Consider the following 24765-nt stretch of genomic DNA (forward strand, 5'->3'; position numbering starts at 1 on the left):
GCGACGATCGAGGCCGCCTGCCCCGCATCGGCGCTGCGCAGGTCGTCGCGTGCGAGGTCCGCCTCGGTCAGGCTGCGCGCGGCGGCTTCGGCTGTACCCGCCTCCAGCCCGCCCAGTTCCAGCGCGCGCGCGCCCGTCGCGCGATAAAGCAGCCCCGTGTCGAGATGGGCAAAGCCGTAATGCGCGGCCACCGCGCGCGCGATGGTACCCTTGCCCGCCGCCGCGGGCCCGTCGATCGCGACCGTCAGAGCCATGCGCTCACCCCCCGGCATCCTTGTTCACAGCGACCTTCGTCGTCATTTCCGGATCGGCTTGCGGCGCCTGCCGCACGCCCGGTTCGATGTCGTAGTAATCGCCCTTGTCGTCGGTGAAGATGTGGCCCGCGATGCTCAGCCCCGTCTCCCCGTCGAGCGTGCCCGCCCAGATCGACAGGTTCTCGCCTCCGCCGTCGAAGAACACGGAGGAGCCGCAATCAGCGCAGAAGCCACGCTTGCCGGAATCGGAACTGACATACCACTTCACGTCCCCCGCAACGGTGATGTCCTCTCGCCGGGCCGCGGTCGCGGCACCGTAATGGCCGGAGGTCTTGCGGCACTGAACGCAGTGACAGGCGATCACCGGGCGCATCTCGCCCTCGACCATGTATTTCACCGCGCCGCACAGGCAGCTTCCGCTATGTCGCTCGCTCATCGACCTCTCCTTCGCTGCCCCCACATGTGGCGCGGGGGCCGCGCAGGGCAATTCAGCCGTTCACCAGACGGAAGGAGGCGCCCATCGCCTCCATCAGCGGCAGGAAGTTGGGGAAGGACGTCTCGACCACGCGCGCATCGTCGATGGTGACGGGGTTCTGCGCGGCCATGCCGAGGCAGAAGAAGCTCATCGCGATCCGGTGGTCGAGCCGGGTGCCGACCGTCGCCCCTCCCGGAACCGCGCCGCCGGTGCCATGCACGGTGAAGCTGTCCTCGGTCTCCTCGACCCGGACGCCGCACGCCTCCAGCCCGCGCGCCATCGCGTCGATCCGGTCGCTTTCCTTCACGCGCAGTTCCTTGACGCCGCGCATGACGGTCGTGCCCTCGGCCATCGCGGCGACGACCGAGAGGATGGGATATTCGTCGATCATGCTCGCGGCCCGCTCGGGCGGCACCTCGATGCCCTTCATCGGGCCGAAGCGGGCGCGCAGGTCGGCCACGGGCTCCCCCCCCTCCTCCCGCTCGTTCTCGAAGGTCAGGTCCGCGCCCATCTCGCGCAGCGTGGTGTAGAGCCCGGCGCGCGTGGGGTTAAGACCGATGCCCGGCACCAGTACGTCCGACCCTTCGCAGATCAGCGCGGCGCAGACGGGGAAGGCGGCGGAGGACGGATCGCGCGGCACCGCGATCGCCTGCGGGCGCAGCTCCGGCTGGCCCTTGAGCGTGATGACCAGCCCGTCCGTCTCGACCTCGGCGCCGAAGCCGCGCAGCATCCGCTCGGTATGGTCGCGGGTGGCCTCGATCTCCCGCACGATGGTGTCGCCGGGTGTGTTGAGCCCGGCCAGCAGCACGGCGGACTTCACCTGTGCGGAGGGCACCGGCACCTCGTAATCGACCGGGCGCGGACGGTCCGCGCCCACCAGCGTCAACGGCAGCCGCCCGCCGGAGCGTCCGTGCGCCTGCGCCCCGAACAGCGACAGCGGGTCGGTCACGCGGCCCATGGGGCGGGAGCGCAGGCTGGCATCGCCGGTGAAGGTCGTCGCGAAGCCGTGCGTCGCGACCGTGCCCATCAGCAGCCGCACCCCGGTGCCGGAATTTCCGCAGTCGATCAGGTCCGACGGCTCGGAGAACCCGCCGACGCCCACACCGTGCACCGACCAGTCGCCCGGCCCGTGCCGGATCACGTCCGCGCCCAGCGCCTGCATGGCCTTGGCGGTGTCGAGCACGTCCTGCCCTTCGAGCAGGCCCGTCACCGTCGTCTCGCCCACCGCCATCGCGCCGAAGATCAGCGAACGGTGCGAGACGGACTTGTCGCCCGGAATCTCGGCCGTGCCGTTCAGGCGCGCGCCGGGAACGGCTTGCATGGGACGGGGATCGCCGGGCTGGGACATGGATGCTCCTCGTGTTGCTGGCGCCTGACTAGCGCGCGGCGGGCGCGGCGCGAAGTGGAAATTCAGGTCCGGCGGAAGGTCAGGTAATGCGGCACGCGCCCCTCGCGCAGGGCCTTGGCCTCGTAGCGGGTGCGGTGCCAGTCGTCCCACGGTTCGCGCCAGTCGGTCGGGCCCTCGGCCAGCCACTCGAACTCCGGCAGGGTTCCCGTGACTTCGAGCGTCTGGCGCACGTAGTCGGGAATGTCGGTGGCGACACGGAACTCCCCGTCCGGTCTCAAGGCGCGGGCGACCGCGACAAGGTTCTCGGGCACGACGAAGCGACGCCGGTGATGCCGTGTCTTGGGCCACGGATCGGGGTAGAGCAGGAAGACCTTGTCGAGCGATGCCTCCGGCAGCACCTCTAGCAGATCGCGCGCGTCGCCGGGATGGACGCGCACATTCTCGACCCCTGCCTCGCGCATCTTCGACATGAACTGCGCCACGCCGTTGATGAAGGGTTCGCACCCGATGATGCCCACTTGCGGGTAGGTGCGCGCCTGGTGGAACAGATGCTCGCCCGCGCCGAAGCCGATCTCCAGCCAGACCGGCGCATCGCGCCCGAAGAGCGCAGCCAGGTCGAGCGGTGTCCGCTCCGGGTTGTCCGCACGCGTCACGCCCGTCGGCTGGATCTCGCGCAGCGCACCGTCCATGTCGCGCTGCTGGGCGGGGCGCAGCTTCTTGCCATGCCGCCGTCCGTAGAAGTTGCGCCAGGGCGTGCCGTCGGGCCGCAGGGCCGAGCGGGTCTTGGCCATCAGGACCATCGGCAGCTCGACGCCGTCCTTGGTGGTCGCGACCGTGCCGCCCCGCTCCTCGTAGCCGTGCGCGGCGTAGAAGCCCCGCGCGCCCATGCTCGACGTCACCTCGATCGCGCGCGCGCCCTCCTCGAACAGCGCCGCCTCCGCGTGCTGCAACAGCTGCTGGCCGATGCGCCGTCCCTGAAAGGCCGGATCGATCCAGAGCGCGGTGATCCGCCCTCCGGAGGTTTCCTCCACCGGGGCGAAGCCGACGAACCCGGCAAGCGTCCCCCCGGCCAGAGCGAGGCGGTGGCGCACGCCCTCCGCCTCGGCCTCAGCATAGGCGTCCTGCCGCCGGTTCGCAGCCCAGGCGGCGCGCTGGGCCGCGTCGTAATGGGTATCGGACAGCGCCGCGATGGCCGCGCGGTGCACGCGCAGCATCTCGGTCGCATCTTCGGCGCAGGCCGGGCGAAAGGCGATCTCGGTCATGGGGCGCTCCGCCTGCGAAGAAGGTCGGCGTGGCCGGTCAGATCGCGCGCTTGAGCGCGTCGACGAGGTCGGTCTTCTCCCACGAGAAGCCGCCATCCGCCTCGGGCGCGCGGCCGAAATGGCCATAGGCCGCCGTGCGCTCGTAGATCGGCTTGCCCAGTCCGAGGTGATCGCGGATGCCGGAGGGCGTCAGCGTCATGACCTCGGCCACGGCCTCCTCGATCACGCTCTCGTCCACCTCGCCGGTGCCGTAGGTGTCGCAATAGATCGACAGCGGCGCGGGCACGCCGATGGCGTAGCTCAGCTGGATCGTGCAGCGGCTGGCGAGACCCGCGGCCACCACGTTCTTCGCAAGATACCGCGCGGCGTAGGCGGCGGAGCGGTCGACCTTGGTCGGATCCTTGCCCGAGAAGGCGCCGCCGCCATGCGGGGCCGCCCCGCCATAGGTGTCGACGATGATCTTGCGGCCCGTCAGGCCCGCGTCGCCATCCGGCCCGCCGATCACGAACTTGCCCGTCGGGTTCACATGCCAGACGGTCTTGGGCGTGATCCAGCCATCGGGCAGCTCGCCGCGGATATAGGGCTCGACGATCTCGCGCACCGCGGCGCTGTCGAGGCTCTCGTCCATGTGCTGAGTGGACAGCACGATCGAGGTCACCTCCTTGGGCATGCCATGCTCGTAGCGCAGCGAGATCTGCGATTTCGCGTCCGGGCCCAGCACCGCGGCCTCGCCCGACTTGCGCGCCTCGGCCAGCTTCTTGAGGATCGCGTGCGAATAGAGGATGGGGGCCGGCATCAGCTCGGGCGTCTCGGTGCAGGCATAGCCGAACATGATCCCCTGGTCGCCCGCCCCGTCGGTATCCACGCCCTGGGCGATGTGGCTCGACTGTTCGTGCAGCAGGTTGGTGACCTCCATGCTCTCCCAGTGGAAGCCCTCCTGCTCGTAGCCGATATCCTTGACGCAGGCGCGGGCGATCTCCTCGATCCGGCCCATGACGCTCTCGGGTCCCCGGACCTCACCGCCGATCACGACACGGTTCGTGGTCGCGAACGCCTCGCATGCCACCCGCGACTGCGGATCCTCGGCCATGAACGCATCGAGAATCGCATCCGAGATCCGATCGCAGACCTTGTCGGGATGCCCCTCGGACACCGATTCCGAGGTGAAGAGGTAGTTCTGACGCGCCATGAAAGTTGCTCCGCATTAAACTGTACAGACCGGCGAAGCAGGAAGCCGCCGCAACCGGAAGGGAAGCCCGGCGGGCTTCAACGCAGCGGTCTAGCCAAGCCGCACGGGAATGCCAAGCGAATCCGCAGGTTCGTCATCGCGGCACAACGGCTTATCTGGCCCGCCATCTGCCGTCAGGAACCGGACATGCTGCAGCTCGACCCAAGGGACGTCTTCTACTCGATCGTCGGACTGTCGCTGCTGCTGCTGACGCTGCAGCCCGCGCTTGCCCGGTATCGCCTGCTGAACCTGCCGTTGCTCTTCGTCGCGATCGGGGCCGGGCTCGGCATTGCCGGGGCCCCGATGCTCGACCCGCGTGGCGGGGGGCTGATCGCGCTGGTCATCGAACATTCGGCCGAACTGATCGTCATCATCTCGCTATCGGGCGCGGGTCTCGCCATCGACACGCCCTTCGGATGGAAGCGGTGGCAGCCGACGATTCGGCTGCTGGCCATCGCGATGCCGCTCACGATGCTCGGCGTGGCCCTCGCCGGAAGCTGGATCACCGGCCTGTCGGTGGCGGGCGCGGTGCTGCTGGCCGCGGCGATGGCCCCGACCGATCCGGTGCTGGCCCGCTCCGTCCAGGTCGGCCCGCCCGGAAAGACCGAGTCGCCGGTGGAACTGGCCCTGACGGCGGAGGCGGGTCTGAACGACGGGCTGGCCTTCCCCTTCATCTATCTCGCCATCACGCTCGCCGCGGTCGCCGCGCAGGGGGGCGGCGCCTGGTTCGTCGACTGGCTGGGCTACGACGTGCTCTACCGCATCGCGGTCGGGGTCGCCGTCGGCTACGCCACGGGCGCGATCATCTCGCGCCTGGCGATGAGCCGATACGGCGACGCCCATCAAGGCGCGTGGAACTCCATCGTGATGATCCTCGGCGCGACGATGGTGTCCTACGGCGTGACCGAGGCGGTCGATGGCTACGGCTTCCTCGCCGTGTTCTTCGCCACGCGCGCGGGCCGCGCCAACACCCGCGGAACCGAGAACGAGGGCTACGAGAAATACGTCCATCACGGCGCGGACCAGCTCGAATCGATCCTGCTGGTCCTGCTCCTGATCTGGTTCGGCAGCTTCGTCGCCGGCGGCGGGCTCGCCGGGCTGCGCGCGGGCGAGGTGGCGGTCGCCGTGCTCCTCCTGTTCGTGATCCGCCCGCTGGCGGGCTGGATCGCAATGCTGGGTTATCGCTGCGAGCGGGTCGAGGCGCACAAGATCGCCTTCTTCGGCATCCGCGGCATGGGGTCGGTCTTCTACATCGCCTACGCCCAGAACCACGGGCAGTTCGCGGACATCGATTCGATCTGGCGAATCGCCGCTGTGACCATCCTCGGCTCGATCGTCGTCCACGGGTTCGCCGCCAATTTCATGCTGCCCGGAGAAGAGGATGACGAGGTCCACCCCTACCGCGCGGACGACCCCGAAATCACCACCGAGGCCCCCCGTGAAAAAATTTCGGGGGAGTGAATTTTTCATCTTCACAGGTGGCATCATTGGTCCTATGTGACCGCTCAGACGCCAACGCACGCGCCTCTGGCACGGCAAATCGCACGGTTACGCAGCGACGGTAACGTCTCCCTTGGAAGTGAGCGGTCATATATGGCCGGGTCTATTGGAGATGACCATGAACGCCTTCGTAACCGACCTGTCGGGTCGTCCCCGTATTGCTGTCTCCTCGCGTGTGGAGCAGTATATCGCAGCCCATGATTTCGACCGCCCGACGCTCGTGCTCGACACCGAAGTCGTCGCGCGCAACTACGCCGCCCTCGCGCAGGGCCTGGGCCGCGCGCGCATCCACTACGCGGTGAAGGCGAACCCGGCGCGGGAGATCGTCTCGACCCTCGTCGGTCTCGGCTCCGGCTTCGACGCGGCCTCGCGCGGCGAGATCGAGCTGTGCCTGTCGCTCGGCGCCCGCCCCGAGAGCATCTCCTTCGGCAATACCGTCAAGCGCGCCTCCGACATCGCCTTCGCGCATGAGGCCGGCATCACCCTCTTCGCCGCCGATGCGGAGGAAGAGCTGGAGAAGATCGCCGCCCACGCCCCCGGCGCGCAGGTCTACATCCGCCTGATCGTCGACGCGTCCGAGGCCGACTGGCCGCTCAGCCGCAAGTTCGGCTGTGCCCGCGACAAGGCGGTCGACCTGCTCGACCGGGCCGTTCTGCTGGGGCTGGAGCCGGTCGGCTTCTCCTTCCATGTCGGCTCGCAGACGCGCAAGTCGTCCATGTGGCGCACCACGCTCGACCAGATCGCCTCGATCTGGCGCGAGGCACGCCGCTCGGGCCACGATCTGACCCTGCTCAACATCGGCGGCGGCTTCCCGGCCTTCTACGGCGAGGCGATCGACGATCCCGCGACCTATGCGGCGGAAGTCATGGCCGAGATCGCGCAGCGCTTCGGCGACGTCCCCCACGTGATGGCGGAGCCGGGTCGCGGCCTCGTGGCCGAGGCGGGCGCCATCGCGGCGGAAGTCCTGCTGGTCAGCCGCAAGTCGGACAACGACCTGCACCGCTGGGTCTATCTCGACATCGGCAAGTTCTCGGGCCTGGCCGAGACCATCGACGAGGCGATCCGCTACCAGTTCCTGACCGCCCGCGATCACGAGGCGACGGGCCCGTGCATCCTGGCCGGTCCGTCCTGCGACAGCGCCGACGTGCTCTATGAAAAGCGCCCGGTGAACCTGCCGCTGGGTCTGCGCGGTGGCGACAAGGTGATCATCCGCAACTGCGGTGCCTACACCTCGTCCTATTCCTCTGTCGGCTTCAACGGCTTCCCGCCGCTCGACGTCGTCGTGATCTGATCCCGCGGCGGCGGCCCGGTCCGCACGCGCGGTGGCGCCATCCTACGCCACCCTGCGGACCGCCCGCCGCTTCACTTCCTGCAAATATCCCCGCCGGAGGCTCCATCGCCCGCAACCCGGCACGAAAAAGGCCCCCGGCGTCATACCGGGGGCCTTCTCGCATATCAGTGCATCTGGATCAGGCGAGGGTCTCGTCGATCTCCTTGCAGGCCTTGACCAAGCCCTTCACCGCGTCGATCGAGTTGTCGAGCATGCCCTGCTCGTCCTCGTTCAGCGAGATCTCCACGACTCGCTCGATCCCGCCCTTGCCGATCACCGTCGGCACGCCGACATACATGCCGTCGAGCCCGTAGGCCCCGTCCACATAAGCCGCGGCGGGCAGCACCCGCTTCTGGTCCTTCAGATAGGCCTCGGCCATCTGCACGGCGGACGCCGCGGGGGCGTAGAAGGCCGAGCCGGTCTTGAGGAGGCCCACGATCTCCGCCCCGCCGTCGCGCGTGCGCTGCACGATCTGGTCGAGCTTGTCCTGCGTGGTCCAGCCCATCTGCACCAGGTCCGGCAGCGGGATGCCCGCGACGGTGGAATAGCGCGTCAGCGGCACCATCGTGTCGCCATGCCCGCCCAGCACGAAGGCCGTCACATCCTTGACCGACACGTCGAACTCGTCGGCGAGGAAGTGGCGGAAGCGCGCGCTGTCGAGCACGCCGGCCATGCCCACGACCTTCTCGGTCGGCAGGCCCGAGAATTTCTGCAGCGCCCAGACCATCGCGTCGAGCGGGTTGGTGATGCAGATGACGAAGGCGTCGGGCGCGTGGTCGCGGATGCCCTCGCCCACGGCCTTCATGACCTTGAGGTTGATGCCCAGCAGGTCGTCGCGACTCATGCCCGGCTTGCGCGCGACGCCGGCGGTGACAATGCACACATCCGCACCCGCGATCGCGGAATAGTCGTTGGCACCCGACATGTCGGCATCGAACCCGTCGACCGGCGCGCTTTCCGCGATGTCGAGCGCCTTGCCCTGCGGCGTGCCTTCCGCGATGTCGAACAGCACCACGTCGCCCAGTTCCTTGAGCGCCAGCAGATGCGCCAGCGTCCCGCCGATCTGTCCCGCCCCGATCAGGGCAATCTTCGCTCTCGCCATCTCCGCTCTCCCTATTGGCCAGTGAGGTTGGCGCTTGCCTATCGCCAAATCTTGTGCGCTGCAAGAATTGTGCAACGCGTTCACGTGGCTATAACCATTTGTGGTTCACGCCTATCGAATGACGACCCTTGCTCGGACGACAAATGACACGCCTCAACACCCCCGCTTCCGGTCGCATGGACCGACCCGCCGTCTCGTCCCGACTCCTTCTCGTCGTGATCTTCGCCGTCCTCGCGCTCGCCGTGGGCGTCCTGACCTTCAGTTTCCTGGGCGAGAGTGCCGCCCGCGAACAGGTGCGGCAGACCACGCAGGTCCTCACCCATCTGCGCGGCGCGATGCGCGCGGGGCTGAGTGCCGAGACGGGCCAGCGCGGCTATCTGCTGACCGGGGCACCGGCCTATCTCACGCCCTATACGAGCGGTCGTATCGACTGGATCGACGAGTTGGACGCCCTCGCAGCGGTCATCGAAGCCGATCATGTCGACGATGTGGCCGCTTTGCGGGACATGGCCGAAGAGAAACTGGCGGAACTGGCCGAGACGGTGGATCTCGCCAACGAGGGGCGCAGCGGCGCGGCCTTGGCCATCGTGACCTCCGACCGCGGCAAGCGCTTGATGGACGAGTATCGTCGCGCGTCGGACGAGCTGGAGGCCACACGGCTGGCGCGCCTGGACGACGCCGCCGACCGCGCCCAGCGCCGCAATGTCGCGGTGATCGTGATCCTGCTCACGCTCGGGCTCGTCGTCATCGGCCTCATCCTGCTCAGCCTGTCGCTCGAACGCCGCACGGTGCTGGCCGAGGCGGCGAGCCGCGACATGTCCGCCCTGCGCGCCGCGCGGGAGAAATCGGACCTGCTGGCACGCGAGCTGGACCACCGGGTCAAGAACCTGTTCGCCGTGGTCATGGCCATCATCTCCCGCTCGCGAGGGGCGGAGGAGGAGAGCACCGAAGACGTGCTCGCCAAGCTGCGCAAGCGGATTCATGCCCTGTCGGTCGCGCATTCCGTCAGCACGGGTCAGCTGGAACAGCGTGTCGCGTCGATCGAGGATCTCGTCCACGCGGCACTGGATCCGTACGACGACGGATCGACCGAGATCCGCATCGACGGCCCCGCCGCCACGGTGTCGGCCGGCTCCATCACCTCGTTGGGCCTGATCCTGCACGAACTCGCGACCAATGCCGCCAAATACGGCGCGCTATCGACGCCTTCGGGCACGCTCGACATCGCCTGGCGCGAGGATGGCCCCGACCTGCACCTGACATGGCGGGAGCGCGGGGCGAAGATCGCGCCCGACGCAGGCGAGGACAACGGTTTCGGCTCCGTCATGATGCGCGCATCGGCCCGCCAGATCGGCGGCGAGCTCGAACGAACATTCGAACCGGACGGTATTCTGATCAATTTGCGCTTCCCGTTGGACGGTTTGTCGCATTAACTTGTGTTATGCAATTGGAGTGCGTGGAATGGTGATCGCTGCAAACGGGCCCCTAAATGGCGGCGGTGCGAGCGTATCGCTCACCGATCGTCGTATCCTCCTGGTGGAGGACGAGGGGATGCTGGCCCTCGATCTCGAACTCGCGCTCGAAGATGCGGGCGCGCGCCCGCTTGGGCCTGTGATGCGCGTCGCGCAGGGACTCGAATTGCTGGCAGCCGATCGCGAGGCGATCGACGCCGCGATCCTCGATCTCGACCTGCATGGCGAGGATGTCTATCCGATCGCCGACAGCCTGGTCGAACGGGGCGTGCCGTTCCTGTTCCACACCGGACACGGGCGCCGGTCGGAGTTGCAGGCGCGCTACCCCGATGCGCCCGTCTTCCTCAAGCCCTCGATGGTCGAGAAGCTGCTGGCCTGCGTCGCGGACCTCGCCGACGGCTGAGGTGGAGCTGAACCTCGCCTTCTTCGCGCTCGCGATCCCTGCGGTCCTGTTCGCGGGCATCTCGAAAGGCGGGTTCGGCTCCGGAGCGGCCTTCGCCGCCGCCCCTTTCCTCGCCGTGGCGGTCCCCCCGCAACTTGCGGTCGGTGTCATGCTGCCCTTGCTGATGCTGATGGACGTGACGAACCTGCGCAGCTACTGGCGCAAATGGGTCTGGCCGGACGCGCGGGTGCTGATGATCGGCATGGTGCCGGGGGTCGTGCTCGGCGCGCTCCTGTTCAGCGTCACCAGCGACGATGTCGTCCGGGTGGCGATCGGGCTGATCGCGCTCGGCTTCGTCGCCTTCCAGATCGCGCGCGCACGCGGCTGGATCCGGGTTCCCCCGACGCGGACCTCGCTGCTGCGCGGCGGGGTGTGGGGTGCGGCGTCGGGCTTCACGTCCTTCGTCAGCCACGCGGGCGGGCCGCCCGCCGCCGTCTACCTTCTGGGCCGCGGCCTCGACAAGCAGAGCTATCAGGCCACGACGGTGCTCATCTTCTGGTGGGTGAACATCCTCAAGTTCTTCCCCTATGCGGCACTCGGGCTCTTCACGCGCGAGACCGTCATCGCCAATCTCGCCCTCGCCCCCGTGGCGATCGCAGGCGCGCTGATGGGCGTCCGCGCACACCGGCTGGTGCCGGAGCGCGCCTTCTTCGCGCTGACCTACATCTTTCTCGTCGCCACCGCGCTGAAGCTGTTCTGGGACGCGGCGACCTAGCTCGCCACCCCGGTCGCGGGGCGGCCGGGCGCGTCCGTCCAGTACTCCCCGGCCGCCAGCACGCAGGTGCGCCCCTCGGGCACCGTCAGCGTGACGGTCCAGCGTCCCGTCTCCTCGGAGACGTAGACCTCGACGATGCCGCGACGGTCGAGCGCCATGGCCCGGCGCGATTCCCCCAGGTCGTCGGTCAGACGACGGATCAGTTCGTTGCGCTCGGGGCAGCGCCCGGTATCGGCGCTGGCATCGGTGGCGATCAGGCCCGCGCCGAACAGGATCAGCGCGCTGGAAAAGGCTTTCTGGGCAAAGGTCATGACAATCCTTTCATCCGCCGAAACACGGTGGCGGGAGGTGAAAATGGCTCTGGCTGGAAAAGCGGCGCGATCAATCCTGCGCCTCCCAGAACTCTCGTCGACTGGCCCTAATGAAAGGTTAACGGCAGAAAATCACGGGAGCGGCATCAACCGCGACATTTTGTTTCGCACCCACTTGCACATCGCGGCCGAGCGGCTAGTGTGCGGCGCAACACAACGAGGTATCCGCCCATGACACATCGCCCCCGCCGCTCCGTCCTCTACATGCCCGGCGCCAAGGAGCGTGCGCTGCAAAAGGCCGCGACCCTCGCCGCCGACGCGCTGATCCTCGATCTGGAGGATGCCGTCGCCCCGCAGGACAAGCCCGCGGCGCGCGACCTCGTAGCCCGCACGGTGGCCGAGCGTCCCTACGGTCCGCGCGAGGTGGTGATCCGCATCAACGGTGCCGATACCGAGTGGGGCGCAGACGACCTCGCCGCCGCCGCGCAGGCCCGCCCCGACGCGATCCTGCTGCCCAAGGTCGAGAGCGCGGCGCAGCTCGCCACCGCCCGAGAGGTCGCGGGGGACGTGCCCCTGTGGGCGATGATGGAGACGCCGCGCGGCATCCTCAACGCGTCCGAAATCGCCGCCGCACCCGGCCTCGCCTGCCTCGTCATGGGCACCAACGACCTAGTCAAGGATCTGCACGCAGCCCACGTTCCGGGCCGCGCGCCTCTGATCCCCGCGCTGGCACAGTGCCTGCTGGCCGCCCGCGCGGAAGGCATCGCCGCCATCGACGGCGTCTTCAACGCCTTCAAGGACGACGAGGGCCTGCGCGCCGAATGCGAGCAGGGCCGCGACATGGGCTTCGACGGCAAGACCCTGATCCACCCCGCGCAGCTTTCCGTCACCAACGCGGTCTACGGCCCCTCCGACGCCGCGCTGGAGGAGGCGCGCGCCCAGATCGCCGCCTTCGATGCGGCGGAGGGCGGCGTCGCCGTCCATGACGGGCGCATCGTCGAGAACCTGCATGTCGAGAACGCCCGCCGCCTGCTGGCCGAGGCCGAGGCGATTGCGGCGTTGGAGGCGGCGGCGTCCTGACATAGTCTCGACCCGCAACCGGCCGGCGGAGGGTTTTCCATGTCCATGCTCATCCTGATCTTCGGCGTCGCCCTGTGGTGGGGCGCGCACCTGTTCAAGCGGATGGCCCCCGATGCGCGCGCGCAGATGGGGGACCGGGGCAAGGGCCTCGTCGCCCTCGGCCTCGTGGTGTCGATCGTGCTGATGATCGTCGGCTATCGCGGGGCCGATCACGTGGATATCTGGTTCCCGCCCGCCTGGACCGTTCACATCAACAACCTGATGATGTTCGTTGCGATCTTCCTGCTGGGTGCGGGCAGTTCGAAGGGCCGCGCGCGCAGCTGGTTCCGGCACCCGATGTTGCTGGGCTTCCTCACCTGGACCATCGCGCACCTGCTTGTGAACGGCGACCTCGCCTCCATCGTGATGTTCGGCGGGCTGGGTCTGTGGGCCATCGTCTCGATGCTCGTCATCAACCGCGCCACGCCCGATTGGCATCGCCCCCCCGCGGGGGCTATCGGCGGCGATGTCCGCCTCGTCGTGATCACACTCGTCCTGTTCGCCGTGATCACGGCGATCCATTCCTATTTTGTCTGGCCATTTCCGGGGTAAACCATGATCGCCTACCGCCTGCTGACCCATGAGGATAGCTCCGCCTTCTGCCACAAGGTCACCGACGCGCTCGCCAAGGGCTGGACGCTCTATGGCGACCCGACCTACGCCTATGACGCGGACAAGGGCGTGATGATGTGCGCGCAGGCCGTCACCAAGGACGTGCCTGGCGATTACGACCCGTCGATGAAGCTGGGGGCGCTGTGATGGCGGCCAAGACCAATCCCGGCCGCTTCTTCGAGGATTACCGCGTCGGCGACACCATCCCCCACGCCATCCCGCGCACCGTCGGCGATGGCGAGCGCGCGCTCTACCACGCGCTCTACCCGGCCCGCCACGCGCTGCACTCCGCCGACAGCTTCGCGCAAGCCTGCGGCCTCTCCGCCAGCCCCCTCGACGACCTGATCGCCTTTCACACCGTGTTCGGCAAATCCGTCCCCGACATCTCGCTCAACGCGGTCGCGAACCTGGGCTATGCCGAGGGTCGCTTCCACCGCCCCGTCATGCCGGGCGACACGCTGTCGGCGAGCTCCGAGGTGATCGGCGTCAAGCAGAACTCCAACGGGCGCACCGGCGTGGTCTGGGTGCACACCACGGGCCGCAACCAGCGCGAGGAGATCGTGCTGGACTTCAAGCGCTGGGTCATGCTGCGCAAGCGCGATGCGGACAGCCCGGCGCCCGAAACGGTCGTCCCCGACCTGGCCGAGGCCGTCGCCGCCGACGCCCTGACCGTGCCGGAGGGCCTGACCTTCGCCGATTACGACTTCACCGTCGCGGGCGAGCCGCACCGGCTCTCCGACTACACGGTCGGCGAGATCATCGACCACGTGGACGGTGTCACGATCGAGGAAGCGGAGCACATGCTCGCCACCCGCCTCTGGCAGAACACCGCCAAGGTCCATTTCGACGCGACCCATCGCGAGGATGGCAAGCGGCTGATCTATGGCGGCCACGTCATCAGCCTCGCCCGCGCACTCAGCTTCAACGGGCTGGCCAATGCGCAGCTGATCGCGGCGATCAATGGCGGGGCCCATGCCAATCCCTGCTTCGCGGGCGACACCGTGCGCGCCTGGTCCGAGGTTCTGGACGTGGCGCAAACCGCGCATCCCGGCATCGGCGCGTTGCGTCTGCGGCTGGTCGCGACACGCGGCGCGGCGGGCGAGCTGCGCGGCGAGGACGGAAAGTACCTGCCCGAGGTCCTGCTCGACCTCGACTGCTGGGCCCTGATGCCGAGCTGACGCGTGTGGAGCCAATGCGTGATCACACGGCAATTCGTGTGATCACAAAACCTCGCGACCGGGCGAATTCGCTCGCAACTGCGGCAAAAGGCCGGGATTCGAGGGTTTGGCCACGCCGCCCTTTGGTCTAGGTTGCGCCGCAGGACATGTAAGCACGCCCCCTTCCCGAGCGGGGCCAGCCAATCACCGGAGGGCCCATGGCCGACGTGAACCGCGGGAACCGCCCGCTCTCGCCGCACCTGACCATCTACAAGCCGCAGCTGACATCGATGACGTCGATCCTGACGCGGATCACCGGCAACGCGATGCTGATCGCGGCGCTGCTCATCACCTGGTGGTTCCTGGCCCTGGCCGCGGGCCCCGAAGCGTTCGAGACCGCGACCTGGTGGATCACCTCGATCGTCGGCGACATCGTGATGCTCGGCTCGGTCTGGGCGCTGTGGTACCACTACCTCGCCGGGCTGCGGCACCTCTATTGGGACACCGGCGCGGGCCTCGATCTGGAGACGGCCTACAAGCTGGGCTACGCCGTGATCGGCGGCTCCTTCGTCCTGACCCTTCTCACCATCATCGTCGTCTGAGGGAGGCCCCCATGGATTTCCGCACCGACCGCAAGCGCGTCATGGGCCTCGGCTCGGCCAAGGACGGGACCGAGCATGCCTGGAACATCAAGCTCAGCTCCATCGGCCTCGCCATCCTGATTCCGCTCTTCATCTTCACCTTCGGCGCGACGCTGGGTTCGGATTACGAGACCGCACTCGCCACCTACCAGCGCCCCTTCCCCGCCATCGTCGCGATCCTGACGCTTCTGGTCGGCTGGCTGCACTTCAAGCAGGGCGTGCAGGTGCTGATCGAGGACTATACCGGCGGCGGCACGCGCACCGCCCTGATCGTCGCGATGACCTGCCTCAGCTACGCCGCGGCGGCTGCTGGCGTCTTCGCCATCGTGACCATCGCGCTCTGAGAGGAACACCATGTCGTCTTACGAATTCACCGATCACGTCTACGATGTCGTCGTCGTGGGTGCCGGCGGCGCCGGTCTGCGCGCGACGCTCGGGATGGCCGAACAGGGCCTGCGCACGGCCTGCATCTCCAAGGTCTTCCCGACCCGCTCCCACACCGTCGCGGCGCAGGGCGGCATCGCCGCGTCGCTCGGCAACATGGGGCCGGACAGCTGGCAATGGCACATGTACGACACCGTGAAGGGGTCTGACTGGCTGGGCGACACCGACGCGATGGAATACCTCGCGCGCGAGGCGCCCAAGGCGGTCTACGAGCTGGAGCATTACGGTGTCCCCTTCTCCCGCACCGAAGAGGGCAAGATCTACCAGCGCCCCTTCGGCGGACACACCACCGAGTTCGGCGAAGGCCCGCCCGTGCAGCGCACCTGCGCCGCCGCCGACCGGACCGGCCACGCGATCCTGCACACGCTCTACGGCCAGTCGCTGAAACAGCAGGCCGAGTTCTACATCGAGTATTTCGCGACCGACCTCATCATGTCCGAGGACGGACAGTGCCAGGGCGTCATCGCGTGGAAGCTCGACGACGGCACCATGCACCGCTTCTCCGCCAAGATGGTGGTGCTCGCGACCGGCGGCTATGGCCGCGCCTATTTCTCCGCCACCTCCGCGCATACCTGCACGGGTGACGGCGGCGGCATGGTCGCGCGCCAGGGCCTACCGCTGCAGGACATGGAGTTCGTCCAGTTCCACCCGACCGGCATCTACGGCGCGGGCTGCCTGATCACCGAAGGCGCACGCGGCGAGGGCGGCTACCTCACCAATTCCGAAGGCGAGCGGTTCATGGAGCGCTATGCGCCCACCTACAAGGACCTCGCCTCCCGCGACGTCGTCTCGCGCTGCATGACCATGGAGATCCGCGAGGGTCGCGGCGTCGGCAAGGATGGCGACCACATCCACCTGCATCTCGACCACCTGCCCGCCGAGGCACTGGCCGAACGGCTGCCGGGCATCTCCGAGAGCGCGCGCATCTTCGCGGGCGTGGACGTGACGAAGGAGCCGATCCCGGTGCTGCCGACCGTCCACTACAACATGGGCGGCATTCCCACGAACTACTGGGGCGAGGTGCTGAACCCCACCGCCGATAACCCCGACGCGATCGTGCCGGGCTTGATGGCCGTGGGCGAGGCGGGCTGCGCCTCCGTGCACGGGGCGAACCGCCTCGGCTCCAACTCGCTGATCGACCTCGTGGTCTTCGGCCGTGCGGCGGCGATCAAGGCGGGCAAGGTCGTGGACCCCGAGGCCGCGAATCCCGAGATGAACCAGGCCAGCATCGACGCGGCGATGGAGCGCTTCGACGGGCTGCGCCACGCGGACGGCTCCACCCCGACCGCCGAGCTGCGCCTCGACATGCAAAAGGCGATGCAGGCCGACGCCGCCGTCTTCCGCACCGACAAGACACTCGGCGAGGGCGTCGAGAAGATGAAGGTGATCGCGGGGCGGATGTCCGACATCAAGGTCACCGACCGCTCGATGATCTGGAATTCCGACCTGATGGAGACGCTGGAGCTGACGAACCTGATGCCCAACGCGCTGGCCACCGTGGTCGCCGCCGAGGCGCGCAAGGAAAGCCGCGGCGCCCATGCGCACGAGGACTACCCCGATCGCGACGACGAGAACTGGCGCGTCCACAGCCTCGCAGTCGTCGACGGCGCGGACGTGGACCTCGCCATCCGGCCGGTGCATCTCGACCCGCTGACCGCAGCGAACGATGGCGGCATCGACCTCGCCAAGATCGCGCCGAAGAAACGCGTGTACTGAGGAGACGGACGAATGGTTGAACTAGCCCTCCCCAAGAACTCCCGGATCACCAAGGGCAAGACGTGGCCCAAGCCGTCCGGCAGCAATATCCGCACGTTCAAGATCTATCGGTGGGACCCCGACACGGGCGAGAACCCGCGTCTCGACACGTACTTCCTCGACATGGACGAGTGCGGGCCGATGGTTCTCGACGCGCTCATCAAGATCAAGAACGAGATCGACCCGACGCTGACCTTCCGCCGCTCCTGCCGCGAGGGGATCTGCGGGTCCTGCGCGATGAATATCGGCGGCATCAACACGCTGGCCTGCATCTACGGCCTCGACGAGGTCACGGGCGACATCGCGATCTACCCGCTGCCGCACATGCCGGTGGTCAAGGATCTGATCCCCGACCTCACGCATTTCTACGCCCAGCACGCGAGCATCATGCCGTGGCTGGAGACCAAGACGAACCGCCCCGCGAAGGAGTGGCGCCAGTCGATCGAGGATCGCAAGAAGCTCGACGGCCTCTACGAGTGCGTGATGTGCGCGTCCTGCTCCACCGCCTGCCCGTCCTACTGGTGGAACGGTGACCGCTATCTCGGCCCGGCGGCGCTGCTGCACGCCTATCGCTGGATCATCGACAGCCGCGACGAGGCGACGGGCGAGCGGCTCGACCAGCTCGAGGATCCGTTCAAGCTCTACCGTTGCCACACCATCATGAACTGCACCAAGACCTGCCCGAAGGGCCTGAACCCGGCGAAATCGATCGCCGAGATCAAGAAGATGATGCTCGAACGCCGGGTTTGATCCGCGCTGCAAGAGACGAAGGCCCCGGCACCGCGCCGGGGCCTTTCTCGTTTCGGGATCAAACGACCGTGCCGACCCCCAGCGAGATCGCGACGTAGAAGCAGATCGTCGCCGCCAGCACGAAACCGTGCCAGATCGCATTGGAAAATTTCAGCCCTTCCCAGCGGTAGAAGATAACCCCCACGGTGTAGAGCAGCCCGCCCACGATCACGAGGACCGAGACGGCCACGGGCAGCGTCGTCACCGCACCGAGGATCACCCACGCCCCCATCCACCCCATCGCGAGGTAGAGCAGCACGCTGCCCCGCGACGAGCGGAAGAAGATCTTGCGCAGCACGCCGTAGAGCGCGACGCACCACATCGCGGCCAGCAAGACGTAAGCCGACGCGGTGCCGATTAGCACGACGAAGGGCGTGTAGGTGCCCGCGATCTTGACGAAGATCGCCGCGTGGTCGAACCGGCGGAAGATCGGCCGCGCCGCCTCCCACGGCGTGAAGTGGTAGAGCGACGAGGCGACATAGGTCGCGATCAATGCCAGCCCGTAGACCGTGACTGCCGCGACCCGCGCCGCGTCCTGCGTCATCGCGGTCCAAAGCACGATGGCCGTGGCGCCCATCAACGCGCCGATCACGCCGATTGCGTGCACGGTGCCGTCGGCGACGCGTTCGCCGCAAGAATAGCTCGGGTAGTGATTGGGATCGCTCGTCATGCCTCGCAAGATAGGACGCCCGAAGCCCGCTGACGATGCACGAATGCGTGCCTGCGACCTCCTGCCCCGACGTCACGGTTTCGTGCGGCGCCCCGCTCGCCGCTTTCCCGGCGCGGGGCGGCGACCTATCGTTGCAACAGGGGGCCAGATGCGCCGGTATATCATCATCATCGCGGCCGTCCTCGGGGCGGCGCTGACCGGCTGGGCCGGCTACGAGAGCTGGCAGTGGCTGCGCCGCGCCCCGCTGCGCGCGGTGGAGGCTGCGAACGCGGCGCTCTACACCCGCATGACCGAGGCGCGAGGCGACTGGGCGCAGGGCTGCTCGCAGGCCGCGCTGACGCCCGCGCTGACCGACAACGTTCTGCCCTATTCGACCTTCTCCCATTGGGGCATCGCCCGCTCGGACGGTGTGGCCTGCACGCAGGACACATGGCTCGCCGTGACCTGCACGATGCCGCCGGGCGGCACGGTGGTGCTGACGCGCGGCATGGCGACGACCGGGTTGATCAACACGGCCGGATCGGCGCGGATCGTTCTGGTCACCGCCGACGCCATCGGCTGCCTCGCCGCGGACTGATCACTCCGCCCCCCAGCCCTCGCTCGCCATCTCGTGCAGACGGCTGGCCGTGCGCTGGAACTCGAAGGCCCCGTCCCCTTCGGCATAGAGCGCATCGGGCTCAGCCGCCGCCGAGATCACCAGCCCCCGCTTCGCCTCATAGAGCGCGTCGACCAGCGTGACGAAGCGCTTGGCCGCATTGGCACCGTCGCGGCTCAGCCGCGGCACGTCGTCGATCATCAGGGTGCGCACCGTCTCGGCCAGCGCCAGGTAGTCCCCTGGCCCCCAGGGCTGCTCGCACAGTTGCGCGAAGGTCCCGCGCCCGATTCCGTTGCGATAGCGCGGCACGGTGATGTCACGCCCCTTGCGCGGAATGTCGAGCGGCGCGCCATCCCCGCCCGCCAGATCGTGCCACAGGTCGTCCATCTTCGCATCGGCCTCCGGCCCGGTGAAATAGACTTCCCGCCCCGCCAGCCGCCCCAGCCGGTGATCGGTGCCGCTGTCGAGATGGTGCACCTCCATCCGCTCCTTGATCAGCTCGATGAAGGGCAGGAACAGCTGCCGGTTCAGCCCGTTCTTGTAGAGCTGGTCCGGGTGCCGGTTCGAGGTCGCCACCACGATCGAGCCGCGGGCGAACAGCTTTTCGAACAATCGCCCCACAAGCATCGCATCGGTGATGTCGGTGATCTGCATCTCGTCGAAGCACAACAGCACGGCGTCCTCGGCGATCGCCTCCGCCACCGGCTCCACCGGATCCTCGCGGCCCCGCGCGCGCGCGCGGCCGATCCGCTCGTGCACGTCCTGCATGAAGGCGTGGAAATGCACGCGTCGCTTGGCCTCGACAGGAGCGCCGTCGAAGAACAGGTCCATCAGCATCGACTTGCCCCGCCCCACCCCGCCATAGAGGTAGAGCCCCGGAATATCCGCCTCGCGCGTCCGCTCGCGGCCCCAGCCGAACAGCCCCAGCCGCACCTTGCGCCCCGCTCCGGGCTCATAGCCCTTCAGCCGCGTGTGCAGCAGTTGCAGCTTCTCGACTGCCAGCCGCTGGGCGGGGTCCGCCTCCAGCGTGCCGTCGGCGATCAGCTTGCGGTAGCGGGGCAGCGGGCCGGATGTCGTGTCGTCACTCATGGCCTCGCAGATAGGCCAACCCGGCCCCGCCCGCCATCCCGACGGTTCAGGAAAACTGAACCGTGCCCCCACAATTCCGCGTTTGCGCCCGCGCGCGCGCCGTCGCATCCTACGCCCCGCGAAGGAGACCCGACATGAGCCAGAGCCGCCTCGTCACCCCCGTCCTGATCGCCGGATCGCTCATCATGCTCGTGGGCTTCGGCATCCGCGCCAGCTTCGGCGTGTTCCAGATCCCGATCGCCGAGGAGTTCGGCTGGCTGCGCGCCGAGTTCTCGCTGGCCATCGCGGTGCAGAACCTCGCCTGGGGGATCGGGCAGCCGATCTTCTCCGCCATTGCCGAGCGGTTCGGGGATCGCAAGGCCATCGTGCTGGGCGCGATCACCTACGCCATCGGCCTCGCGCTGACCGCCTGGGCCGTGACGCCAGCGCAGATGCAGCTTCTGGAGATCCTCGTCGGCTTCGGCATCGCGGGCACCGGCTTCGGCGTGATCCTCGCCGTGGTGGGACGGGCTACGGCGGACGCGCATCGCTCGATGGCACTCGGCATCGCGACCGCCGCAGGCTCCGCCGGTCAGGTCGTGGGCCCGCCTGTGGCCGCGGCCCTGCTGGGCGTGATGGACTGGTCGGGTGTGTTCCTCATCTTCGCCGCGCTGATCCTCGCCTCCCTCGCCTTCCTGCCGCTGATGAAGGTGCCCCAGCCCGCGCCGCAAAGCGCCGTGGACGAGACGATGGGCCAGATCCTCGGCCGCGCCTTTCGCGACCCGTCCTACGTGCTGATCTTCGTCGGGTTCTTCTCCTGCGGCTACCAGCTGGGCTTCATCACGGCCCACTTCCCCGCCTTCGTGGCCGAGGTCTGCGGCCCGATCGCGCCGGGCGGCCTGCTGGACGGGATCGGCATTTCCGACACCGCGACGCTGGGTGCCTGGTCCATCGCCCTGATCGGCATCGCCAATATCGGCGGCACGATCCTGGCGGGCAAACTCGGCGGAACCATGACGCGCAAGTATCTGCTGACCGGCATCTATGCAGGCCGCACGGTGATCGCCGCCGCCTTCATCCTGATGCCGATGACACCGCTGACAGTCATCGTCTTCTCGATCACGATGGGCAGCCTGTGGCTCGCCACCGTACCGCTGACCTCGGGGCTGATCGCGCATATCTACGGGCTGCGCTTCATGGGTACGCTCTACGGCATCGTGTTCTTCTCCCACCAGCTCGGCAGCTTCCTCGGCGTCTGGCTGGGCGGGCGGCTCTACGACATCTACGGCACGTATGACGCGGTCTGGTGGGTCGGCGTGGGCGTCGGCGCGTTCTCGGCCATCGTGCACCTCCCGATACGGGAGGCGCGCCCCGCCGCCCCCCTCGCCGCCTAGCCGCGGCGCCGCAGCCAAGCCACGACCGGCAGCGTCACCAGATACATCGTGATGCCATAGACCCCGGAGGCGAGCGCGAAGGGCCCCAGCGTCTCGCCCCCGCCCACCAGCGCACCGACGGTGATGCCGAGCGATCCGTTCTGCACCCCCGCCTCGATCGCCACGGCGATCCGCTCCGCCCGGCTTAGCCCCGCACCCCGCGCGAAGGCATAGCCGAGGCCGAGCATCACCAGGTTCAGCACGATCAGCAGCGGCCCCAGCACCGGCAGGTTCTCGACGAAGATCCCCCAGTTCGCCACCAGCGCGCCCAGGATGATGATGACGAACAGCACCGTCGCCACCGCCGACACCCCCCGCTCGATCCGCTCGGCCAAGCCGGTGGCGAAGCGGCGCAAGGCGACGCCGAGGCCCACCGGCACAGCCGTCAGCGCGAACATCGTGAAGGCCAGCCCGGTGACATCCACCTCCGGCGCCTCGGCCCCCAGGAAATACCCCACGGCCCCGGCGACGATCAGCGGCACCGTCACCACGCTCAGCAGGCTGACCACCGCCGTCAGGCTGACCGACAGCGCCACCGCCCCGCCCGCCAGCTTGGTGATGATGTTAGAGGTCACGCCCCCCGGCGCGCAGGCGAGGATCATCACCCCCACCGCCAGTTCCGGCGGCAGGCGGAACACGAACAACAACGCGAAGGCCACCAGCGGCAGCAGCACCACCTGGCACGCCGCCCCGATCAGAAAGGCACGCGGCATCCGCGCCACCCGCCCGAAATCGGCGGGCACCAGCCCCACCCCCAGCGAGAACATGATGAACGCGAGCGACAGCGGCAGCACGACGGTCAGCAACATTTTCCATCCCCTTTATCGTTGTTTTGCCGCCAGCTTGACCCGCCGCGCGGCGCTTGCCCACCCCGTTCGCGCCCCCGAAACCGCTTTGATTGGCCGCGACACGCAACACTCCCTTGCCATGACGCCCCCGCACCGCAACAAAGACCGCGACCCATGATCTGCCCATCAGCGAGGACCACCCGATGCCCAAGACCGACCAGCTCTTCTCCGACCGAATGCTCAGCCTCGGCCTCGCCCGCGTGTCGGAGGCCGCGGCCATCGCATCGGCGAAATTGATCGGCTCGGGCGACGAGAAGGCCGCCGACCAGGCCGCCGTCGACGCGATGCGCACGCAGCTCAACATGCTCGACATCTCGGGCGTCGTGGTGATCGGCGAGGGGGAGCGGGACGAGGCGCCCATGCTCTATATCGGCGAGGAGGTCGGCACCGGGAAAGGACCGGGCGTCGACATCGCGCTCGACCCGCTCGAAGGCACCACGCTGACCGCGAAGGACATGCCCAATGCGCTCGCCGTCATCGCGATGGGCCCGCGCGGCTCGATGCTGCATGCGCCCGACGTCTACATGGACAAGCTCGCCATCGGGCCGGGTTATCCCAAGGGGCTCGTGACGCTCGACATGTCCCCGACCCAGCGCATCCAGGTCATGGCCGCCGCCAAGGGGGTGGAGACCTCGGGCGTCATGGTCTGCGTGCTCGAACGCCCCCGCCATCAGGAGCTGATCGAGGAGATCCGCGCGACCGGCGCGCGCATTCGCCTGATCACAGATGGCGACGTGGCCGGCATCATCCACACCGCCGAGGCCGAGAAGACCGGCATCGACATGTACATGGGATCCGGCGGCGCACCCGAAGGCGTGCTGGCCGCCGCCGCGCTGAAATGCATGGGCGGCCAGATGCAGGGTCGCCTGCTGTTCCGCAACGACGATGAGCGGGGCCGGGCCGAAAAGGCAGGGATCGAGGATCTCGACCGCGTCTACGACCGCGACGACCTGGTGACCGAGGACGTGATCTTCGCCGCGACCGGCGTCACCGACGGCTCGGTCGTGCAGGGCGCACGGCGCGACGGCGACTACCTGGAGACCGAGACGATCCTCATGCGCTCCAAGACCGGCTCCGTCCGCCGCCTGTTCTACCGCCAGAAGAACCAGTAACCCCTCTGCCGCGCCCGCGGCAGGCCCCCTCTCCCGCGTGCGGGAGAGGGCGGGGGGTGAGGGAGAGACCCGCATGACCGACGCCCTGATCCTCGTCGACATCCAGACCGCCTTCGCCGACACCGCCTATTGGGGCGCACGCAACAACCCTGATGCCGAAGCGAACGCCGCCCGCCTCCTCGCCCACTGGCGCGAGCGGAACCGGCCGGTGATCTTCATCCGCCACATCAGCACGACCCCCGGCTCACCGCTGAAGGGCGACGGCACCGCGATCCAGCCCATCGTCGCCCCGCAAAGCGGCGAGCCGGTGCTGGAGAAATCCGTCAACTCCGCCTTCATCGGCACCGATCTGGAGGCGCGCCTGCACGCGCTCGACGCGCGCGCCGTCACCATCTGCGGCCTGACCACCCCGCATTGCGTGTCGACCACCACGCGCATGGCCGCCAATCTCGGCTTCGACGTGACGCTCGCCCACGACGCCTGCGCCGCCTTCACCCAGAACGTCCAGACTTCGTGGCGCGGCGGCCCCCTGCCCGATCCGCAGACGATCCACGAAGCCGCAATCGACGCGCTGCATGGCGAGTTCTGCACCGCACTCGCGACCGACGCGATCCTTCAGCGATAATCCTGCGGGCGGAAGCCGTCACCATCGCGCAGATGCGTCTCCGCCCCCGGCACGATATCGGTGTTCTGCACCGCCACCGCCTGCCAGCCCTCCCCTCCGCGCATGCAGACGAAGATCAGGATGGTCTGCCGGTCCTCCGCGACCGTGCCATCCGGCGCGATCTGCCCGCTCAGCCGCATCCGCGCGTGGACCACGGCCACGCGGTCGCCCAGCCGCCGGACCTCGACCCGCCGGACGCTCAGTTCGGAATTGCGAAAGAAGGTCGTCAGCCCGTAGTGATGCGCCCGCTCGATCGCCGCGCGATCGCGCCACCACAACCCCACCACGTTGACGAAATCCGCATCGGCCGTGCAGAGCCGCGCCAGCGCCCCCGCATCGCGCGCCATCCAGGCCGCGGCGAAGGCATGGGGCAGGTCCTCGGGCGCCTCCACCATTTCATCTTCCCCCAAATACGCGAG

At 68.2% G+C, this 24765-nt stretch carries 28 protein-coding genes and 1 pseudogene; 17 read left to right on the top strand and 12 right to left on the bottom strand.

Going from position 1 to position 24765, the window contains the following annotated elements; genetic code table 11:
- The 6 genes and pseudogenes from RX333_RS11645 to metK form a co-directional block, all read right to left on the bottom strand.
- The coding region (locus tag RX333_RS11645; RefSeq protein WP_316015116.1) for a nucleoside monophosphate kinase at positions 1–254 on the bottom strand (254 nt) is incomplete at its 3' end.
- A 4-nt stretch (positions 255–258) separates the two neighbouring features.
- Positions 259–690, bottom strand: a complete 432-nt coding sequence (locus RX333_RS11650; protein ID WP_316015117.1) for a GFA family protein — start codon at positions 688–690, stop codon at positions 259–261.
- A gap of 52 nt (positions 691–742) precedes the next feature.
- Positions 743–2077, bottom strand: a complete 1335-nt coding sequence (gene aroA, locus RX333_RS11655; protein WP_410056068.1) for a 3-phosphoshikimate 1-carboxyvinyltransferase — start codon at positions 2075–2077, stop codon at positions 743–745.
- Between the two features lie 62 nt (positions 2078–2139).
- The gene (gene trmB, locus RX333_RS11660; protein ID WP_316015205.1) at positions 2140–2868 is read right to left on the bottom strand and encodes a tRNA (guanosine(46)-N7)-methyltransferase TrmB; all 729 of its coding nucleotides are present in this window, start codon (positions 2866–2868) and stop codon (positions 2140–2142) included.
- Between the two features lie 27 nt (positions 2869–2895).
- Positions 2896–3465 (bottom strand): annotated as a pseudogene (locus RX333_RS11665) (GNAT family N-acetyltransferase); the annotation flags it as partial.
- Positions 3377–4528: a methionine adenosyltransferase gene (gene metK, locus RX333_RS11670; RefSeq protein ID WP_316015118.1), complete on the bottom strand. Its 1152-nt coding sequence runs from the start codon at positions 4526–4528 to the stop codon at positions 3377–3379. The pseudogene RX333_RS11665 and the gene metK, both read right to left, overlap by 89 nt.
- Positions 4529–4714: 186 nt before the next feature.
- Here metK and RX333_RS11675 point away from each other — a divergent pair, with 186 nt between their 5' ends.
- Both RX333_RS11675 and RX333_RS11680 read left to right on the top strand, forming a co-directional pair.
- Positions 4715–6028: a cation:proton antiporter gene (locus tag RX333_RS11675; RefSeq protein WP_316015119.1), complete on the top strand. Its 1314-nt coding sequence runs from the start codon at positions 4715–4717 to the stop codon at positions 6026–6028.
- 157 nt (positions 6029–6185) lie between these two features.
- Entirely contained in the window at positions 6186–7358 is a 1173-nt protein-coding gene (locus tag RX333_RS11680) for a type III PLP-dependent enzyme (RefSeq protein WP_316015120.1), read from the top strand.
- A 178-nt stretch (positions 7359–7536) separates the two neighbouring features.
- Here the strand turns inward: RX333_RS11680 and mdh are convergent, their stop codons facing one another.
- Positions 7537–8499 (bottom strand): malate dehydrogenase, encoded by a 963-nt coding sequence (mdh, locus tag RX333_RS11685; RefSeq protein WP_316015121.1) that lies wholly within the window; start codon positions 8497–8499, stop codon positions 7537–7539.
- Between the two features lie 176 nt (positions 8500–8675).
- Here mdh and RX333_RS11690 point away from each other — a divergent pair, with 176 nt between their 5' ends.
- Genes RX333_RS11690 through RX333_RS11700 form a run of 3 tightly spaced genes read left to right on the top strand, consistent with a single transcriptional unit; the run spans position 8676 to position 11128 of the window.
- Positions 8676–9932: a CHASE3 domain-containing protein gene (locus tag RX333_RS11690; RefSeq protein WP_316015122.1), complete on the top strand. Its 1257-nt coding sequence runs from the start codon at positions 8676–8678 to the stop codon at positions 9930–9932.
- 28 nt (positions 9933–9960) lie between these two features.
- Complete coding sequence (locus RX333_RS11695) at positions 9961–10374, top strand: response regulator (RefSeq protein WP_316015123.1); 414 nt, start codon at positions 9961–9963, stop codon at positions 10372–10374.
- Between the two features lies 1 nt (position 10375).
- Positions 10376–11128, top strand: coding sequence for a sulfite exporter TauE/SafE family protein (locus RX333_RS11700; protein ID WP_316015124.1), 753 nt, complete (start codon positions 10376–10378; stop codon positions 11126–11128).
- On the opposite strand, the gene RX333_RS11705 is transcribed toward RX333_RS11700, so the two are convergent.
- Positions 11125–11439, bottom strand: a complete 315-nt coding sequence (locus RX333_RS11705; RefSeq protein WP_316015125.1) for a hypothetical protein — start codon at positions 11437–11439, stop codon at positions 11125–11127. The genes RX333_RS11700 and RX333_RS11705 overlap by 4 nt on opposite strands.
- Before the next feature lie 231 nt (positions 11440–11670).
- Here RX333_RS11705 and RX333_RS11710 point away from each other — a divergent pair, with 231 nt between their 5' ends.
- From RX333_RS11710 to RX333_RS11745, 8 genes are all read left to right on the top strand, one after another.
- Positions 11671–12519 carry a CoA ester lyase gene (locus tag RX333_RS11710; RefSeq protein ID WP_316015126.1) on the top strand — a complete coding sequence of 283 codons (849 nt, stop codon included), beginning with the start codon at positions 11671–11673 and terminating at the stop codon, positions 12517–12519.
- Between the two features lie 39 nt (positions 12520–12558).
- Positions 12559–13110, top strand: coding sequence for an NnrU family protein (locus RX333_RS11715; RefSeq protein WP_316015127.1), 552 nt, complete (start codon positions 12559–12561; stop codon positions 13108–13110).
- 3 nt (positions 13111–13113) lie between these two features.
- Positions 13114–13317 carry a DUF1737 domain-containing protein gene (locus tag RX333_RS11720; RefSeq protein ID WP_316015128.1) on the top strand — a complete coding sequence of 68 codons (204 nt, stop codon included), beginning with the start codon at positions 13114–13116 and terminating at the stop codon, positions 13315–13317.
- A complete protein-coding gene (locus tag RX333_RS11725) occupies positions 13317–14348 on the top strand; it encodes a MaoC family dehydratase (RefSeq protein ID WP_316015129.1) in 1032 nt (343 codons plus the stop codon). The genes RX333_RS11720 and RX333_RS11725 overlap by 1 nt, the downstream gene beginning before the upstream one ends.
- 197 nt (positions 14349–14545) lie before the next feature.
- Positions 14546–14929 carry a succinate dehydrogenase, cytochrome b556 subunit gene (gene sdhC, locus RX333_RS11730; protein WP_316015130.1) on the top strand — a complete coding sequence of 128 codons (384 nt, stop codon included), beginning with the start codon at positions 14546–14548 and terminating at the stop codon, positions 14927–14929.
- Positions 14930–14940: 11 nt separating this feature from the next.
- Entirely contained in the window at positions 14941–15312 is a 372-nt protein-coding gene (gene sdhD / locus RX333_RS11735) for a succinate dehydrogenase, hydrophobic membrane anchor protein (RefSeq protein ID WP_316015131.1), read from the top strand.
- Positions 15313–15322: 10 nt separating this feature from the next.
- On the top strand, positions 15323–17128 hold the full coding sequence (sdhA, locus tag RX333_RS11740; protein WP_316015132.1) for a succinate dehydrogenase flavoprotein subunit: 1806 nt from the start codon (positions 15323–15325) through the stop codon (positions 17126–17128).
- A gap of 12 nt (positions 17129–17140) precedes the next feature.
- Positions 17141–17917 (top strand): succinate dehydrogenase iron-sulfur subunit, encoded by a 777-nt coding sequence (locus tag RX333_RS11745; protein ID WP_316015133.1) that lies wholly within the window; start codon positions 17141–17143, stop codon positions 17915–17917.
- A 58-nt stretch (positions 17918–17975) separates the two neighbouring features.
- Here the strand turns inward: RX333_RS11745 and trhA are convergent, their stop codons facing one another.
- Complete coding sequence (trhA, locus tag RX333_RS11750) at positions 17976–18626, bottom strand: PAQR family membrane homeostasis protein TrhA (protein ID WP_316015134.1); 651 nt, start codon at positions 18624–18626, stop codon at positions 17976–17978.
- A gap of 148 nt (positions 18627–18774) precedes the next feature.
- On the opposite strand from trhA, the gene RX333_RS11755 reads away from it, so the two are divergent.
- Complete coding sequence (locus tag RX333_RS11755; RefSeq protein ID WP_316015135.1) at positions 18775–19203, top strand: hypothetical protein; 429 nt, start codon at positions 18775–18777, stop codon at positions 19201–19203.
- On the opposite strand, the gene zapE is transcribed toward RX333_RS11755, so the two are convergent.
- Positions 19204–20310: a cell division protein ZapE gene (zapE, locus tag RX333_RS11760; protein WP_316015136.1), complete on the bottom strand. Its 1107-nt coding sequence runs from the start codon at positions 20308–20310 to the stop codon at positions 19204–19206. It abuts the gene before it with no gap.
- Positions 20311–20444: 134 nt separating this feature from the next.
- Between zapE and RX333_RS11765 the strand changes: the two genes are divergently transcribed.
- Entirely contained in the window at positions 20445–21683 is a 1239-nt protein-coding gene (locus RX333_RS11765) for an MFS transporter (RefSeq protein ID WP_316015137.1), read from the top strand.
- On the opposite strand, the gene RX333_RS11770 is transcribed toward RX333_RS11765, so the two are convergent.
- The gene (locus RX333_RS11770; protein ID WP_316015138.1) at positions 21680–22531 is read right to left on the bottom strand and encodes a bile acid:sodium symporter family protein; all 852 of its coding nucleotides are present in this window, start codon (positions 22529–22531) and stop codon (positions 21680–21682) included. The genes RX333_RS11765 and RX333_RS11770 overlap by 4 nt on opposite strands.
- Before the next feature lie 182 nt (positions 22532–22713).
- On the opposite strand from RX333_RS11770, the gene glpX reads away from it, so the two are divergent.
- Positions 22714–23682, top strand: a complete 969-nt coding sequence (glpX, locus tag RX333_RS11775) for a class II fructose-bisphosphatase (RefSeq protein WP_316015139.1) — start codon at positions 22714–22716, stop codon at positions 23680–23682.
- Between the two features lie 73 nt (positions 23683–23755).
- Positions 23756–24307 (top strand): cysteine hydrolase family protein, encoded by a 552-nt coding sequence (locus RX333_RS11780; protein WP_316015140.1) that lies wholly within the window; start codon positions 23756–23758, stop codon positions 24305–24307.
- On the opposite strand, the gene RX333_RS11785 is transcribed toward RX333_RS11780, so the two are convergent.
- The gene (locus tag RX333_RS11785) at positions 24298–24741 is read right to left on the bottom strand and encodes an SgcJ/EcaC family oxidoreductase (protein ID WP_316015141.1); all 444 of its coding nucleotides are present in this window, start codon (positions 24739–24741) and stop codon (positions 24298–24300) included. The two genes, RX333_RS11780 and RX333_RS11785, sit on opposite strands and share 10 nt — an antisense overlap.
- Positions 24742–24765 lie beyond the last annotated feature (24 nt).

The organism is Roseobacter sp. HKCCA0434 (assembly GCF_032464675.1).
Classification (GTDB): Bacteria; Pseudomonadota; Alphaproteobacteria; order Rhodobacterales; family Rhodobacteraceae; genus Pontivivens.